Genomic DNA, 16,306 nt, shown 5'->3' on the forward strand with positions numbered 1-16,306 from the left:
ACAATATAAAAAGTGAGTACTAATATGGAAACGGCTTCCTCAAAAACAGAGACCACAAGCTATCCCGCAACTAGTGCTGGCGCTCGCCGCGCAGGTATGACTGAACAAGAATGGCGTGCGGCAATTAAATTCGACGGCAATGATGTGGGCTGGGTTATCATGAGTATCGGTATGGCTATCGGTGCAGGTATTGTGTTTTTGCCTGTGCAGGTGGGTCTGATGGGATTATGGGTTTTCCTACTATCCTCGATCATTGGTTATCCGGCTATGTACCTTTTCCAACGTCTATTTATTAATACGTTGGCTGAATCTCCAGAGTGTAAAGACTACCCAAGCGTTATCACCGGTTATCTCGGTAAAAACTGGGGTATCTTATTAGGTGCGCTCTACTTTGTGATGTTAGTCATTTGGATGTTTGTTTACTCAACAGCTATCACTAATGACAGTGCTTCTTACTTACAAACATTTGGTGTTACTGAAGGTTTACTGTCAGAAAACCCATTCTATGGTTTGATCCTGATTTGTGCGTTAGTGGCTATCTCTTCTCGTGGTGAACAATTACTGTTTAAAGTATCAAGCTTTATGGTACTGACTAAACTGTTTGTTGTTGCAGCGTTAGGGATCTCCATGATTGGTATGTGGCATCTTTATAACGTAGGTGCATTACCACCAGCTGGACGTTTAATCAAAGAAGCAATCATTACATTACCTTTTACACTGACTTCAATTCTGTTTATCCAAACATTAAGTCCAATGGTTATCTCTTACCGTGGTCGTAATAAAAACCGTGAAGTTGCTCGTCATAAAGCGCTACGTGCAATGAACATCGCTTTCGGTGTGTTGTTCTGTACTGTTTTCTTCTATGCAATCTCATTCACATTAGCAATGGGTCATGATGAAGCGGTTAAAGCGTATGAGCAAAATATCTCTGCATTAGCGATTGCTGCGAAATTCTTCCCTGGTGGTTGGGTAACGGTTGTAAGCGTAATGCTGAACATCTTCGCCGTAATGACTGCGTTCTTTGGTGTCTACTTAGGTTTCCGTGAAGCGACACAAGGGATTGTGATGAACATCCTGCAACGTTATATCCCAGCAGAGAAAATCAACCAAAAATGGGTACAAAACGGCATCATGATTTTCGCTGTGTTACTGGCATGGGGTGCAATCATCCTTAATGCGCCAGTGCTGAGCTTCACTTCAATTTGTAGTCCAATCTTCGGTATGGTGGGTTGTCTTATCCCTGCATACTTAGTGTACAAAGTACCGATGTTACATAAATACAAAGGTGCGTCACTTTACCTGATTATCTTTACCGGTTTACTGCTCGTTATCTCTCCGTTCTTGGCATTCTCATAGTCGCCAACTTCGGTTCTAGTTAGGAGTTGTTTTTAAAAACTAAATTAATCCAAGGTGTTAGATTATGAGCCAGAACAAAAATTCTCATTTATGGTCACAGTTTGTTCGTCAGTTACGTGAAGGTGTTAAGCCCGCAGTAGGTTGTACTGAGCCGATTTCATTAGCATTGGCAGCCGCGAAAGCAACCGCACTTTTAGGCGAGCCTGTTGTTCGTGTCGAAGCTTGGGTTTCACCAAACTTGATGAAAAACGGAATGGGCGTAACAGTGCCGGGAACGGGAATGGCTGGGCTACCTATTGCAGCAGCATTGGGTGCGACAGGAGGAGATCCTGATGCAGGGCTGGAAGTCTTGTTAAAAGCATCCGCAGATGCAGTTGCTCAAGCTAAGACACTGGTTGCTCAAGGTAAAGTCACAGTGGGTGTAAAAGCACCTTGTGAAGATGTTCTTTACTCTGAAGCGAAAGTGTATAGCCAATCTGGTTATGCCATCGTCAGTATCGCAAGAGAACATACACACGTTGTTCGTTGTGAATGTAACGGTAACGTTGTTTTTGAGGAAGATAAATCAGCGCTTACCAATAATTGCGAATGTACTGATGAAAAACCTTTTACTGATGTTTGTGCTGAAGATATTTACAACTTTGCACTTAATGTGCCAGTGAGTGAAATTGAGTTTATGCTCAATGCCGCTCGTTTAAATGGTGCTTTATCAGAAGAGGGGCTACAAAACACCTATGGATTAGCCATTGGTCGTACCTTAATTCTGCAACAAGAGAAGGGTTTGTTAGGTAAAGATTTACTTAATGAAATCATGATCAGAGCATCCGCTGCATCTGATGCTCGCATGGGTGGAGCGGTATTACCTGCAATGAGTAATTCAGGCTCAGGTAATCAGGGGATTGCCGCAACATTGCCTGTGATGGTTGTTGCTGAATTTATCAAAGCAGATGATGAAACCTTACTGCGTGCGTTGGTTTTATCTCACTTAATGGCAATCTATGTTCATAGCCATTTTCCACCTCTTTCCGCCCTTTGTGCTGCAACAACCGCTTCAATGGGGGCAGCCGCAGGAATGGCATGGTTACTCACAAAAGATTTCACCACTGTCAGTATGTCTATCAACAGTATGATTGGTGATATCAGTGGCATTATCTGTGATGGTGCATCGAATAGCTGTGCAATGAAAGTATCAAGTAGTGCAGCGAGTGCTTATAAAGCGGTATTAATGGCGATGCAAAATCAAAGTGTTGCGGGTACTGATGGTATTGTCAGTGACGATGTCGATAGCTCAATAGCGAATCTCTGTGCATTAGCCAGCCGTGCAATGCAACATACAGATATTCAAATCATTGAGATTATGGAAGAAAAAGCGCGTCGTAATGCTGGGGAAAAGAAGCAAGCTGTCAATATATAAAAGGCGAAAACCTAAAGCGACAGTGATGTTGTTATGCAGTAAAAAGAAATACCTGCTTATGAGAATAGGCAGGTATTTTTTTATCATGAAATCACGTTGATTAGCTTAGATACTTACAGCGGCAAAGGCTTGAGCAATGCGTTGAACATTACCTGTATTAACACCTGCCATACAAACACGACCTGTACCGACAAGATAAATACCAAATTCGTCACGTAATCTATCAACTTGTGCTTGTGTAAAGCCGGTATAGCTAAACATACCGCGTTGAGTTAATAGATGATCAAAATTCTTTTCAGGTAGGGCAACTTTTAAAGCTTCGACTAAAGTCACGCGCATCTCTTTAATACGGTCACGCATATGTGCGACTTCTTTTTGCCATTGTGCAGTTAAAACTTGGTCTGATAGCACTTTATTGACAATTTGTGCACCATAGTTTGCAGGGCTTGAATAGATACGGCGTACACCCGCTTTTAGCTGACCCAGTACGTGTTCGCATTCAGTGGCATTCTCACAAACAATGGATAATCCGCCTGCGCGTTCACCGTAGATCCCAAATATTTTTGAAAAAGAGTTACTGATAAGTATCGGTAGTCCTGCTTTTGCCATAGTACGAATAGCATAAGCATCTTCATCTAAATTTTCGGCAAAGCCTTGATAAGCAATATCTAAGAATGGAATTGCTTGGCGAGCTTTTAATACTTCAGTGACTTGATCCCATTGATCTTTAGTCAGATCAGAGCCGGTTGGGTTATGGCAACAAGGGTGCATCAATACAATGCTTTTTTCAGGCAGTTTTTTAAAGCAATCTAACAGAGCTTCAAATTTTACGCCTTTGGTTTCAGGATCAAAGTAAGGGTAGTGATTCACTTTGAAACCTGAGCCCGCAAAAATAGAACCATGATTATCCCAAGTTGGATCACTTATCCACACTTCTGATCCTGGGAAATAGCGATGCAGAAAATCAGCACCCACTTTTAATGCACCTGATCCACCTAATGTTTGGATTGTGGCAATTTTCTTTTCTGCAATTAGAGGATTATCTGCACCGAAAAGGAGATCTTGAATTTCGCTACGATAAGGCGCCAGCCCTTCCATTGGTAAATAAAGTGTTGCGGTGGGTGTCATGGCATTGAGTTGCTGACGTGCAACTGAAACTGTTCCTAAAATAGGGGTCTTGCCTTCTTCGTCATAATAAAGACCAATGCTTAAATTAATTTTATCCTGACGTGGGTCTTTGTTATAAACATCCATCAATGAGAGAATCGGATCTCCCGGAAACGCTTCAACCTGTTGAAACACGGCTTCTTCTCCAATCACTTTTAGTGTGTCATAGGGATACAATATCGTGTGTATTATTGTTCGTCTAGGTATTCCATGATGACGCGCGAGGTTAATTTGGTAATCAACTCATAGGCGCTAATACCACTATATTTGGCAATTTCTTCTACGGGCAACACATCTCCCCATAAAATAGCTTCATCACCAACACTATCAATCAGTTCAGTGCCCAAATCGACGCTGATCATATCCATCGAAACACGCCCAACAATAGGCACTTTTCGACCATTGATCCACACAGGAGTACCTGAAGGTGCGCTACGAGGATAGCCATCACCATAGCCAATCGCGATCACACCAAGATAAGTGTCTTTTTCACTTATCCATGTGCCACCATAACCAACAGGCTCACCAGCTTTATGCTTACGAACAGCAATAAGGCTTGTTTTTAGCGTCATTGCAGGGGTTAAACCAAAGTCTTTACCCGTTCTTTCATCACCAGTAGGAGAGATACCATAAGTGATAATGCCGGGGCGAACCCACTGATAATGGACTTGAGGCCAAAATAAAATACCAGCAGAAGCTGCGATAGACTTATCACCGGCTTTATCTTGAATAAAATCTTGAAATAGTGAGATTTGTTTTTGTGTCGCTTCAGGAACCTCAGGTTCATCAGCGCGACTAAAATGGCTCACAATATTGACAGGTTGTTGTACATTTTTACAGGCGGAAAGCCGTAAATAAAAGGCTTGTGCGTCTTCAGGACGTACTCCTAAACGATGCATACCCGTATCGATTTTCATCCATACTTTAACGGGTTCATCTAAATCAGCCTGTTCTAATGCTTCTAATTGTTCTTGACTATGAACAACGGTTTCAATGTGGTTGACGACTAAAATCGGTAGGTCAACGACATCAAAAAAGCCTTCTAACAGAAGAATGGGTTTTACAATACCCCCACTTCGTAAGGTTAATGCTTCACCAATACGTGCAACACCAAAACAATCAGCATTATCCATTAAGGTATATGCTGTTTCTAATAACCCATGACCATAAGCGTTTGCTTTCACGACAGCTATCAGGTGGCTATGTGGGGCATAGTCTCTCACATGCTGAAAATTGTGACGCAGAGCGCGGCGATCTATCACTGCGGTTGCCGCTTTCATATTATTCCAATACTTCCTTTAATTAAGTCAAGGTTAGTGATTATTCATCGTCGTAAGCAGGGCCAGCATAGTTATCAAAGCGTGACCATTGACCGTTAAAGGTAAGCCTTACCGTACCAATTGGGCCGTTACGTTGTTTACCGATGATGATTTCTGCAACACCTTTTAAATCGCTACTTTCGTGATAAACCTCGTCACGGTAAATAAACATGATAAGGTCAGCATCTTGCTCAATAGAGCCTGATTCACGTAAGTCGGAGTTAACAGGGCGTTTATCAGCACGTTGTTCCAAACTACGGTTTAACTGTGATAGAGCAACCACGGGAACTTGTAATTCTTTAGCTAACGCTTTTAAAGAACGAGAAATTTCAGCAATTTCTAGTGTTCTGTTTTCAGATAATGAAGGTACTCTCATTAGCTGCAAGTAGTCAATCATGATAAGGCTTAAACCGCCATGTTCACGATAAATTCGACGAGCACGAGAGCGTACTTCTGTTGGTGTTAAGCCCGACGAGTCATCGATATACATATTACGTTTTTCAAGCAAAATACCCATCGTGCTTGAAATACGTGCCCAATCTTCATCATCAAGCTGACCAGTACGAATTCTTGTCTGATCAACGCGGGATAATGACGCCAACATACGCATCATGATCTGGTTGCCGGGCATCTCTAAGCTGAAGATAAGTACAGGTTTTTCTTCTGTCATTGCCGCATTTTCACATAAGTTCATGGCAAATGTGGTTTTACCCATTGAAGGACGTGCGGCGACAATAATTAAATCGGATTTCTGTAATCCTGCGGTTTTCTTATCAAGATCTTGATAACCACTTGAAACCCCTGTGACACCATCATGAGGTTTTTGATAGAGCTGTTCTATTTTCTCAACGGTCTCTTCTAAAATTGCCTCTATCGCTTTTGGGCCTTCGTCTTTATTGGCACGAGTTTCAGCAATTTGGAACACTCTTGATTCAGCGAAGTCGAGTAGATCTTCACTGGTGCGCCCTTGAGGATCAAAACCGGCATCTGCAATTTCGTTGGCGACTTTTATCATATCGCGAACCACTGCACGCTCTCGGACGATATCCGCATAAGCATTGATGTTTGCTGCACTTGGCGTATTTTTTGAAAGCTCAGCTAAATAAGCAAAACCACCCACACTGTCTAGCTCGGCATTTTGTTCTAATGCTTCTGATAGCGTAATAAGGTCGATAGGTTTACCTAATTCCAGCAAGCGTTGCATTTGCGAGAAAATAGTACGATGAGGTCGACTATAAAAGTCTTCTGCGGTGACACGTTCAGAAACATTATCCCAACGTTCATTATCTATCATCAGACCGCCTAACACGGACTGCTCTGCTTCCAGCGAATGGGGAGGTAGCTTTAATCCCTCCATTTGTCGGTCTTTGATATCAGACATCAGCTTGTCAGTGGTCTTATTTCTGGCCATAAATCCTGCATAAAAATCGAAAAAGTGTCAGTACGCTCTAGTATACGCTAACCCAATTATCTGTGCCTTGTAGAAATAGCTATCCTTTGTCATTATCTCTAAAGGTCTTTAGAGCTCGCTTATTTAACCTCTCATCCTATAAGGAGATAGCAATGGCTAAACGTATTCAATTTGCAGCTCATGGCAGTGCTGATGTTCTCGAACTAGCAACATTCACACCAGCTTCTCTTGGTGATCACGAAGTTCAGGTTGCCAACAAGGCAATTGGTATTAACTATATTGATACTTATGTACGTAGCGGGTTATACCCTGTAAGCCAATTCCCTAGTGGATTAGGTACTGAAGCCGCAGGCATTGTTATTAAAACAGGTGCTAAAGTGACTTCACTAAAAGAAGGGGACAGAGTTGTGTATGCACAATCTCCGCTAGGGGCTTATAGCGATACGCATAATGTACCAGAAAATAAAGTGGCACGTCTGCCTGATAATATCTCTTTTGAACAAGCCGCAGCCTCTTTCTTAAAAGGATTAACGGTTTATTATCTCTTCAATGAAACCTATAAATTACAAGCAGGTGAAACCTTCTTATTCCACGCAGCTGCTGGTGGTGTTGGTTTAATTGCAAGCCAATGGGCGAAAGCAATTGGTGCAAAAATGATTGGTACAGCAGGTAGTGATGAAAAAGTTGCCAAAGCAAAAGCCGCAGGCGCATGGGAAGTGATTAATTACCAGACTGAGTCGATTGTAGAACGTGTTTTGACACTAACAAATAACCAAAAAGTACCTGTTGTTTATGATTCTGTTGGTAAAGCAACTTGGTTAGATTCATTAGACTGTTTGCAGCATCGTGGCTTAATGGTGAGTTTTGGTAACGCATCAGGTGCAGTAACTGGTGTTGATTTAGGTATTCTCAATAAAAAAGGCTCTTTGTATGTCACGCGTCCATCTATTTCGGGTTATATCACAACACGTGAAGAGCTAGATGCTGCAAGTGAAGCGTTATTTGCGTTAATTGGTAGCGGTAAAATTGATGTCAGTGTGCCAGATAATCAGAAATTTGCGTTAGCAGATGCGAAAGATGCACACCGTTATCTTGAAAGTAGACAATCTCAAGGATCAAGCTTACTTATTCCTTAATCATTGTTTGTAAGATTTAAAACCTGTTTGAAATCCATTAAACAGGTTTTAAATACTTATGTATCAATTATTTTTCAGTCACAAATTTAAGTGCATTTTCTAAAACAGATAAATCAGCGCCTTGTTTGTGAGCATTTTCACTTAAATGACGACGCCATTGTCTAGCACCCGGAATACCTTGAAAAATTCCCAACATATGACGAGTTACATGACCTAAATAAGTGCCTTGTGAAAGCTCTTTTTCAATATAAGGATACATTGCTCTTACTGCTGCGACTGCATCAGCAATAGGTAACTGATTATCAAAAAGCTCATGATCGACATGTGCTAGAATTGACGGGTTTTGATAAGCCTCACGACCAACCATAACACCATCCATATATTTTAAGTGCTCCTTTGCTTCTTCTAATGACTTAATGCCACCATTAATTGCCATGGTAAGATGCGAGAAATCACGTTTTAATTGATAAACACGAGGATAATCTAAAGGCGGAACCTCTCGATTCTCTTTCGGGCTTAAACCCGATAACCATGCTTTACGTGCATGAATAATAAAGGTATCGCAGTTATTATCTCGGCTAACAGTATCAATAAAATCACAGAGAAATTCATAGCTATCTTGGTCGTCGATCCCGATACGTGTTTTTACTGTAACAGGAATATCAACGACATCGTGCATGGCTTTCACACAGTCAGAGACGAGTTGTGCATCTCCCATTAAACAAGCACCAAAGCGCCCATTTTGTACGCGATCTGAAGGACAACCCACATTTAAATTAATTTCATCATAGCCACGTTCTTGCGCCAATTTTGCACATTGCGCTAACGCTTGAGGATCGCTTCCACCTAACTGTAAAGAGACTGGATGTTCTTCTTCACTGTATTTTAGATAGTCACCTTTACCATGAATAATGGCACCCGTTGTGACCATTTCAGTATAGAGCAACGTATTTTTACTTAATTGACGAAAGAAATAACGACAATGACGATCAGTCCAGTCGAGCATCGGCGCAACAGAGAAGCGGTTCAAATTATATTCTTTTGAATTGCTATTAACATCATGATGTTCTGTTGATTTATTGAGTTCTATATTTTCTGACATGTTGTAATTCTTTCGTCTATTTAGGCGGTGATTATCTCTAAATTGTTAAGGAGATAAAATGAGCGCGTATTATAGCATAGAGGATAGCTTACACATGCTGGATCTGATGCTAGATATATACTTAAAGAAGTATGGTTGTTAAGAGAATAAATAATTCAATTGGCTACTTTTGACAAAAATGACAAAAAAAGTATATTTGACTGGTCTATTTATTGTACAATCCTCAAAGGTTTGATAGAGAATGGATGATTCAAATAATGATTAGGCGCTTTGGTTTTAAAAATTTCTCAAGTTTCAAACAAGGCGCTGAAATTAGCTTTGAATATGATGGTAATACACCAATCAATATTTCTCATGGTAAACATATTGGTACTGTTATCGGTATTAAAGGTGCTAATGGTTCAGGTAAAACAAATATTCTCAAAGCGCTTTCTTTTCTATTTTGTTTCGTTACAAAAAGAATGACTACAAAGTATTTTAATACACTAGAAAACAGTGAGGAAGTGCGTATACCCATAGAATCATTTTTCTTTTCTAAAGAGAATATAGAATTTTATATCGAACTGGAAATAGAAGGTATGATTTATTATTATGGTTTAGAAATAACAAAAGAAGGAATTAAAAAAGAAATTTTAATTAGAAATAAAAATGAAGATGGAAGTAAAGATGTTGTATTTATTGAAAGATATAAAAATAAAATTGTTTCTTGTATATCAGAGTATCAAGAGTTAAAAAGAATAAAATTAAAAGGAGATCAATCTATAATTAGCTTAATCACGGATTTTAGTTTTAATAAAAAAATGACTGATCTACTTAATATAAAAAATTTCTTTGACTTATTTATTTTTAATGTCGGCTATGACGGATTAAAAAAGGATTTTGAAGAAAATACTAAGTATATTAGAGCTTCTTTCTATAAAAATAATTTAGATGCTCTAGATTTTGTTAAAAAGATAATAAAAAATAGTGATGATGGAATTAGTGATATTATCATTGAAACAGTAAAAGACGCATCTGGTAATAATGTCGATTTTCCTTTGTTTATTCATAAATATGGTGATAAGGAATTTAACCTTATTTATTCAGATGAATCTATGGGCACAAAAACACTATTTAATGTTCTTTTTAACTATTGGGCTATATTGAAGAGTGGAGGGTTATTAATTGTAGATGAATTTGATCTTCATTTACATGCTATGATATTACCAGAAATTATTAATTTATTTACAGATTTATCAATTAATACTAAAGGTGCTCAGCTTATTGTTACTACACATAATACTGAAATAATCGATAAGTTAGGACGATATCAGACGCTATTAGTAAATAAAGAAAATAATGAAAGTTATTGTTATCGTTTAGATGAAATTCCTTTATTAAGAAATGATAGAGCAATATCTCCTTTTTATAATAAAGGGAAAATCGGAGGTGTTCCTAAAGCTTTTTTTTAATGAAATAATCTAATAAAGTAAAAGGATGTTAAATGATTAAAAAGAATTTTAAAAATAATAGATTAGTCAGAGACTTTATTAAGGATATTCCTCATTATACCATTGATAAATCAGGTATTGAGAGTAAGTGTAAGTTTAATTTTGCTTATTTTGGTGCTGATCAGGAAGCGGGACAAAGCTTTACTGATTGGAATAATAATATTGGTATTTCATCACTTGAAAATTTAATGGAAAAACTAAAAGAATATACAAAGGAACCATTAAATTATTGGCAGAACCAGCGTGTTGGTAGCGGTGGGCTTAAAATACTTGAATATTATGGAAAATTTCCTAGAAATACGGTTTTTAAACATCCCGCATTTGTACCTGAAGATGCTCATTGGGCAAGATTTAGATTAGGCAATAAAGTGCGGCTTATTGGTTTTGTGATCCATCCATCGACTTTTAATCATTTAACTGAAAAATATAAAGTGCAATTCGATACGAATACGTTTTATATTGTTTTTCTAGATAAAGATCATCTTTTTTACCAAATCGAAGATGAATAGCCAAAAAACAAAATAGGAAAACATAATGCCAATAGAAAAAAGAGCATTACCTTATTTTAAATATCACCCTGAACCGATAAAAACAGGTGCTTTTATCACAGATGATACCGTTATATGTGATTGTTGTGGAAAGGAAACTGATATTTACTACGAAGGGCCTTTTTTTAGTGTTGATGATATTGAAGCACTTTGTCCTTGGTGTATCGCAGATGGCTCTGCCAGTGAAAAATTTGAAGGTGATTTTCAAGATTTCTCCTCTGTTGAAGGAACATTATCAACCTATGACAGTAACGGTGAATATTCAGGTTATCAATCAGGTGTACCTAAAGAAAATCTTGAAGAGTTGATCCGTAGAACGCCGGGATATCAAGGATGGCAACAAGAACATTGGCTTACACATTGTGGCGATCTTTGTGCATTTGTTGGTTATGTTGGGTGGGAAGATATTGCTGATAAATTGGATGAATTTGTTTCTTTGGAAGACGATATTGGTGAAATAGGTATGAATATGGATGACTTACCTAATAATTTAACCAATGGAGACCATTGCCAAGGTTATTTATTTAAGTGTTGTTGTTGTGGAAAACTACGTCTACATATCGATTTTAGTTAAAAAATATTAATTTTTTTAAAATAACCTATTTATATTATCTCTATTAAAAATGGAAATAGTCATTGCTCAATATTTTACGCTATAAAGCGAAAAAATAAAAAGAGGAGCATTGAATATGAACATTAAAAGAAAGATACTTATAAAATTAAACAATCTTGATTGTGATAATAAAAATCTGTCATTTCCTACTTCCCATGAAATGCATCATTCCCTTTTAACTAATATATCTTTAGTTCCAGTAATTTCATCTGTTCATCAATTACCACCTAGAAGTCATATTGATTCTATCTCAATAAACTTTAATGATCTAAATAAATATTATTATCTTAATTTACCAGAGAATAATCATTATGCTTTCGATGAAATTATTAAAGTATTAAAACAACACCCTGATATTGAATATATACAAACAGTGCCTATACAGCCTATTGAACCTCCTAATATTACGCCTGACTTTACTCAATATCAGCAATATCTAAATACACCAGAAAAAACGGTGAATATTAATAAAATTAAAGGGCTAGGAATTTGCGAAGCATGGGAACAAGAAGCCTATGGGCAAGGAATACAAGTTGCTGATATTGAATGGGATTTTAATCTTTCTCATCATGATTTATCAACGGATAACATTACATCATTATTACCTTTTAATGAAAAAACCAGTCAGGCAGATCATGGAACGGCAGTAGCTGGCTTAATTATGGGGAAAAATGATGGTAAAGGGATCACTGGACTCGCTTATAAATTAGATATGTTTTATGCCATCTCCGAATTAACTTGTGGACGTATTGATGCGATCATCGCGAGTAAACGCATACTACATGCTGGTGATATCGTGTTATATGAAATGCAGACAATCTGCGAGCATCAAGCTTACGTACCTGCGGATTATGAAATGCATATTTGGGAGGCGACTCGCGCCTTAACCGATGCTGGGATTATTGTGATTATGGCGGCAGGTAATGGAGGGGTAGATCTAGATTTGCCTGCTTATGAAAGTTATCGACAACGTTATGATAATAATTCAATACGTGTTGGTGCTGGTTCGCCTTATACATTAAATCGATTACCTTTCTCAACGCATGGTTCACCTATTCATGTACAAGCGTGGGGAGAGGATGTTGCAACCGCAGGTTATGGTGATCTGTTTCGAAGTGACGATAACCATACTTATACGGCTAATTTTAGTGGTACATCGTCAGCCAGTGCTTTAGTTGCAGGAGCTGCCGCTGTGATCCAATCTTGGTATAAAGACCATACAAACAGTGTGTTAACGCCGATACAAATGCGTGACTTATTAATTAGAACAGGTACTTTTCCACTGTTAAATGACAAAATTGGGCCTTTACCCAATGTGAATAACGCAATTCTGTATTTAAAAAAACTAATAAAACGTCATTAAGTACAATAGTATTAATTCTTTTAGCACCTTCTAAATATTAGGAGGTGTTATTTAAAGTTCATCTCTATGATATATAAAGTTTTTATCATCATAATTAAGATAGGGATCTAAAAATAAGTACAATTTAATCCACTTTTTTGTATAAATAACAATCATAAAATAGCGTTGCAAATAAACGTGGTAATAAGTTTTTATAGGAAAATAAGGTGATTAGACAACTTCTAAGAGAAAATTTATTTAATCATAAACTTAGTCGTTTTTTACGATTTGTATAAATCAATAATATTTTGATTTTATTGGGTTTTTATCATGATCCTCGAAGGGTGTGGTTTATTATGAAAAACTTAAATATGAATAGTTTTTCATTGTTTATGCACCTTTTTGCTTTCAATTTCACGCCACTGCGTTTATCATTTTCCGCTTGTACTATACATACGGCGTCGCTGGTTTTGGGCTTCTGTGGAGCATAATGCTCCGGCAGCTCACACAGTCTTTTCCAGTGGCGGTTCTATCTGCATTATTCTTCGGGATAGAGTATTACCTTAAATGACTGAGAAAACATCTCTGACACCTGTTGTCGAATTAAAATCCTTAAGTAAAGGTTTCGACGGAAAACAAATTATTTCCCGCCTCGATCTCACTATCAACCATGGCGAGTTTTTAACCATCCTCGGTCCTTCGGGCTGTGGTAAGACGACGGTTTTGCGTTTAATCGCGGGTTTAGAAGACGTTGACGATGGGCAAATTATCCTTGATGGGCAAGATATTACGGATATCCCAGCGGAACAACGTTTTGTAAATACGGTTTTTCAAAGTTACGCGCTTTTCCCACATATGACTGTTTTTGAAAACGTCGCATTTGGTCTTCGTATGCAGAAAACACCTGCTGATGAGATTAACATTCGCGTTGAAGAAGCTTTGCGTATGGTGCAACTTGAAGATTTCGCACAACGCCGTCCTGCACACCTTTCTGGTGGACAACAACAACGTGTCGCGATTGCGCGTGCTGTTGTGAATAAACCAAAGGTCTTATTGCTTGATGAATCATTATCTGCCCTGGATTACAAATTACGTAAACAGATGCAAAATGAATTAAAAGCCTTACAACGTAAATTAGGGATCACCTTTATTTTCGTGACTCATGACCAAGAAGAGGCGCTGACGATGTCAGACCGGATCGTGGTGATGCGTGAAGGGCGTATTGAGCAAGATGGTACTCCGCGTGAAATTTATGAAGAGCCAACAAATCTGTTTGTTGCGCAATTTATAGGTGAAATTAATATCTTTGATGCTCGCGTTCTCCATCGTATTGATGAAACGCGTATTCGTGCTGATGTTGAAGGTCATGAATGTGATATTTACACCACATTACCTGTGACACAAAACCAGAAACTCAAAGTATTGCTTCGACCTGAAGATCTCCGTGTTGAAGAAATTCACGATCTCGAAAACCTTCCTGGGCTAATTGGTTATGTTCGTGAACGTAACTATAAAGGCATGACGCTAGATTCTGTTGTTGAAATGGAAAATGGCAAGGTGGTAATGGTCAGTGAGTTCTTTAATGAAGATGATCCGGATGTTGATCACTCGTTAGACCAAAAAATTGCAGTAACTTGGGTTGAAAGCTGGGAGGTCGTGCTGGCAGATGAAGAAAACACGTAAACTATTTCAAAACATCGTAATTACCGGTGTTGTGGGTTGGTTGATGGTGTTCGTCTTCTTGCCGAATATCATGATCATTGCGACCAGTTTTTTAACACGTGATGATGCCAATCTTGTCGAGATGGTCTTTACACTCGATAACTACTATCGCTTATTTGATCCTATGTATGCAGAAGTGTTACTGCATTCTATTAATATGGCAGTAGTCGCAACATTAGCTTGTTTATTATTAGGTTATCCCTTTGCTTATTTTCTTGCAAAAATGCCTAAAAAAATACAACCACTAATGTTGTTTTTATTGATTGTACCTTTTTGGACAAACTCGCTTATTCGTATTTATGGATTAAAGATATTCCTAAGTACCAAAGGTTATTTTAACGAATTCCTGTTGTGGATTGGACTTATTGATAAACCACTCAGAATTATTTATACCCCAGAAGCGGTTGTACTGGGGCTGGTTTATATTTTATTACCTTTCATGGTATTACCGTTATATTCCAGCATTGAAAAGTTAGACAAACCTTGTTTAGAAGCAGCGCGTGATCTAGGTGCTAATAAATTTCAGACCTTTATTCGTATTATTATTCCATTAACAATGCCGGGAATTATTGCGGGTTGTTTACTCGTAATGCTACCTGCAATGGGCTTATTCTTTGTCGCTGATCTAATGGGTGGTGCGAAAAATTTATTAATTGGTAACGTAATTAAGAGCCAATTCTTAAATATTCGTGACTGGCCTTTCGGTGCAGCCACAAGTATTTGCTTAACATTGGTGATGGGATTAATGCTGTTTGTGTATTACCGAGCCGTGAAGCTACTGCATAAGAAGGTAGAAATAGAATGATAGGACGGTTATTGCGTGGTGGATTTATGTCCATTATTTACGCGTATCTTTATATCCCGATCATCATTCTGATAGTTAACTCTTTTAACTCATCACGTTTCGGGATTAATTGGAAAGGATTTACCACAGATTGGTACACCATTTTATTTAATAATGACAGTCTGCTTCAAGCAGCTGGACATTCATTAACAATGGCGGTCACTTCTGCGACATTTGCGACATTAATTGGCTCGTTAGCGGCAGTTGCTCTTTATCGCTACCGTTTCCGTGGCAAAAAATTTGTCGGTGGAATGCTGTTTGTTGTGATGATGTCGCCAGATATTGTTATGGCGATTTCGTTGCTTGTACTGTTTATGATCCTAGGTGTTTCATTAGGATTTTGGTCGCTTCTATTTTCACATATTACATTTTGTCTGCCTTTTGTTGTGGTTACTGTGTACTCACGATTAAGTGGATTTGATGTGAAAATGTTGGAAGCAGCTAAAGATTTAGGGGCAGGTGAATTTACTATTTTGCGTAAAATCATTATGCCTCTGGCGATGCCAGCAGTGGCTTCAGGTTGGTTATTAAGCTTTACGTTATCTATGGATGACGTTGTGGTTTCTTCTTTTGTGACGGGCCCAAGCTATGAAATTTTGCCATTGAAAATATACTCAATGGTAAAAGTTGGGGTTTCACCTGAGGTGAATGCGCTTGCAACCATCCTTTTAGGTCTATCCTTAGTATTAGTGTTAATTAGTCAGTTGATCTTAAGAGACAGAACTGGCAAAGCATAAACATGTATTAGTGCGAGTTTCTCGCACTTTTGGGGTCTTGAAGACCAATCTGTTGGAGGTAGGCTCGCTGCCTATTTGATATTAACGCATCAACCACTGAAGGAA

At 38.3% G+C, this 16,306-nt stretch carries 14 protein-coding genes; 10 read left to right on the plus strand and 4 right to left on the minus strand.

Annotated features, from left to right (window positions below):
- The first annotated feature begins 24 nt into the window (after window positions 1–24).
- Together AB4J89_RS08570 and AB4J89_RS08575 are read left to right on the plus strand one after the other, a co-directional pair.
- Window positions 25–1,356, plus strand: a complete 1,332-nt coding sequence (locus AB4J89_RS08570) for an amino acid permease (RefSeq protein ID WP_088494419.1) — start codon at window positions 25–27, stop codon at window positions 1,354–1,356.
- A 64-nt stretch (window positions 1,357–1,420) separates the two neighbouring features.
- Window positions 1,421–2,770 carry a serine dehydratase subunit alpha family protein gene (locus tag AB4J89_RS08575; protein WP_088494420.1) on the plus strand — a complete coding sequence of 450 codons (1,350 nt, stop codon included), beginning with the start codon at window positions 1,421–1,423 and terminating at the stop codon, window positions 2,768–2,770.
- A 105-nt stretch (window positions 2,771–2,875) separates the two neighbouring features.
- On the opposite strand, the gene AB4J89_RS08580 is transcribed toward AB4J89_RS08575, so the two are convergent.
- The 3 genes from AB4J89_RS08580 to dnaB are packed head-to-tail and all read right to left on the minus strand — an operon-like array spanning window position 2,876 to window position 6,667.
- Window positions 2,876–4,072 carry an amino acid aminotransferase gene (locus AB4J89_RS08580; protein ID WP_088494421.1) on the minus strand — a complete coding sequence of 399 codons (1,197 nt, stop codon included), beginning with the start codon at window positions 4,070–4,072 and terminating at the stop codon, window positions 2,876–2,878.
- A 53-nt stretch (window positions 4,073–4,125) separates the two neighbouring features.
- Window positions 4,126–5,217, minus strand: coding sequence for an alanine racemase (alr, locus tag AB4J89_RS08585; protein WP_311755230.1), 1,092 nt, complete (start codon window positions 5,215–5,217; stop codon window positions 4,126–4,128).
- A 40-nt stretch (window positions 5,218–5,257) separates the two neighbouring features.
- On the minus strand, window positions 5,258–6,667 hold the full coding sequence (gene dnaB, locus AB4J89_RS08590; RefSeq protein WP_036934568.1) for a replicative DNA helicase: 1,410 nt from the start codon (window positions 6,665–6,667) through the stop codon (window positions 5,258–5,260).
- 152 nt (window positions 6,668–6,819) lie between these two features.
- Here dnaB and AB4J89_RS08595 point away from each other — a divergent pair, with 152 nt between their 5' ends.
- A complete protein-coding gene (locus tag AB4J89_RS08595) occupies window positions 6,820–7,803 on the plus strand; it encodes a quinone oxidoreductase (protein ID WP_311755231.1) in 984 nt (327 codons plus the stop codon).
- Window positions 7,804–7,870: 67 nt separating this feature from the next.
- On the opposite strand, the gene dusA is transcribed toward AB4J89_RS08595, so the two are convergent.
- Entirely contained in the window at window positions 7,871–8,905 is a 1,035-nt protein-coding gene (gene dusA, locus AB4J89_RS08600) for a tRNA dihydrouridine(20/20a) synthase DusA (RefSeq protein WP_368468926.1), read from the minus strand.
- A 245-nt stretch (window positions 8,906–9,150) separates the two neighbouring features.
- Here dusA and AB4J89_RS08605 point away from each other — a divergent pair, with 245 nt between their 5' ends.
- The 7 genes from AB4J89_RS08605 (at window position 9,151) to potC (ending at window position 16,201) form a co-directional block, all read left to right on the plus strand.
- Window positions 9,151–10,356, plus strand: coding sequence for an ATP/GTP-binding protein (locus AB4J89_RS08605; RefSeq protein ID WP_368468928.1), 1,206 nt, complete (start codon window positions 9,151–9,153; stop codon window positions 10,354–10,356).
- A 32-nt stretch (window positions 10,357–10,388) separates the two neighbouring features.
- Complete coding sequence (locus AB4J89_RS08610) at window positions 10,389–10,904, plus strand: hypothetical protein (protein ID WP_368468930.1); 516 nt, start codon at window positions 10,389–10,391, stop codon at window positions 10,902–10,904.
- Between the two features lie 25 nt (window positions 10,905–10,929).
- Window positions 10,930–11,517 (plus strand): PF03691 family colicin E2 tolerance protein CbrC, encoded by a 588-nt coding sequence (cbrC, locus tag AB4J89_RS08615; RefSeq protein ID WP_368468932.1) that lies wholly within the window; start codon window positions 10,930–10,932, stop codon window positions 11,515–11,517.
- 115 nt (window positions 11,518–11,632) lie between these two features.
- A complete protein-coding gene (locus AB4J89_RS08620) occupies window positions 11,633–12,919 on the plus strand; it encodes a S8 family peptidase (protein WP_311755234.1) in 1,287 nt (428 codons plus the stop codon).
- Between the two features lie 546 nt (window positions 12,920–13,465).
- Window positions 13,466–14,581 (plus strand): spermidine/putrescine ABC transporter ATP-binding protein PotA, encoded by a 1,116-nt coding sequence (potA, locus tag AB4J89_RS08625; protein WP_194951326.1) that lies wholly within the window; start codon window positions 13,466–13,468, stop codon window positions 14,579–14,581.
- The gene (gene potB, locus AB4J89_RS08630; protein ID WP_023583058.1) at window positions 14,565–15,425 is read left to right on the plus strand and encodes a spermidine/putrescine ABC transporter permease PotB; all 861 of its coding nucleotides are present in this window, start codon (window positions 14,565–14,567) and stop codon (window positions 15,423–15,425) included. The genes potA and potB overlap by 17 nt, the downstream gene beginning before the upstream one ends.
- Window positions 15,422–16,201, plus strand: coding sequence for a spermidine/putrescine ABC transporter permease PotC (gene potC, locus AB4J89_RS08635; RefSeq protein ID WP_088494431.1), 780 nt, complete (start codon window positions 15,422–15,424; stop codon window positions 16,199–16,201). The genes potB and potC overlap by 4 nt, the downstream gene beginning before the upstream one ends.
- The last annotated feature ends 105 nt before the right edge of the window (window positions 16,202–16,306 follow it).

Source organism: Proteus sp. STS61-E (assembly GCF_040932335.1).
Classification (GTDB): Bacteria; Pseudomonadota; Gammaproteobacteria; order Enterobacterales; family Enterobacteriaceae; genus Proteus; species Proteus mirabilis_B.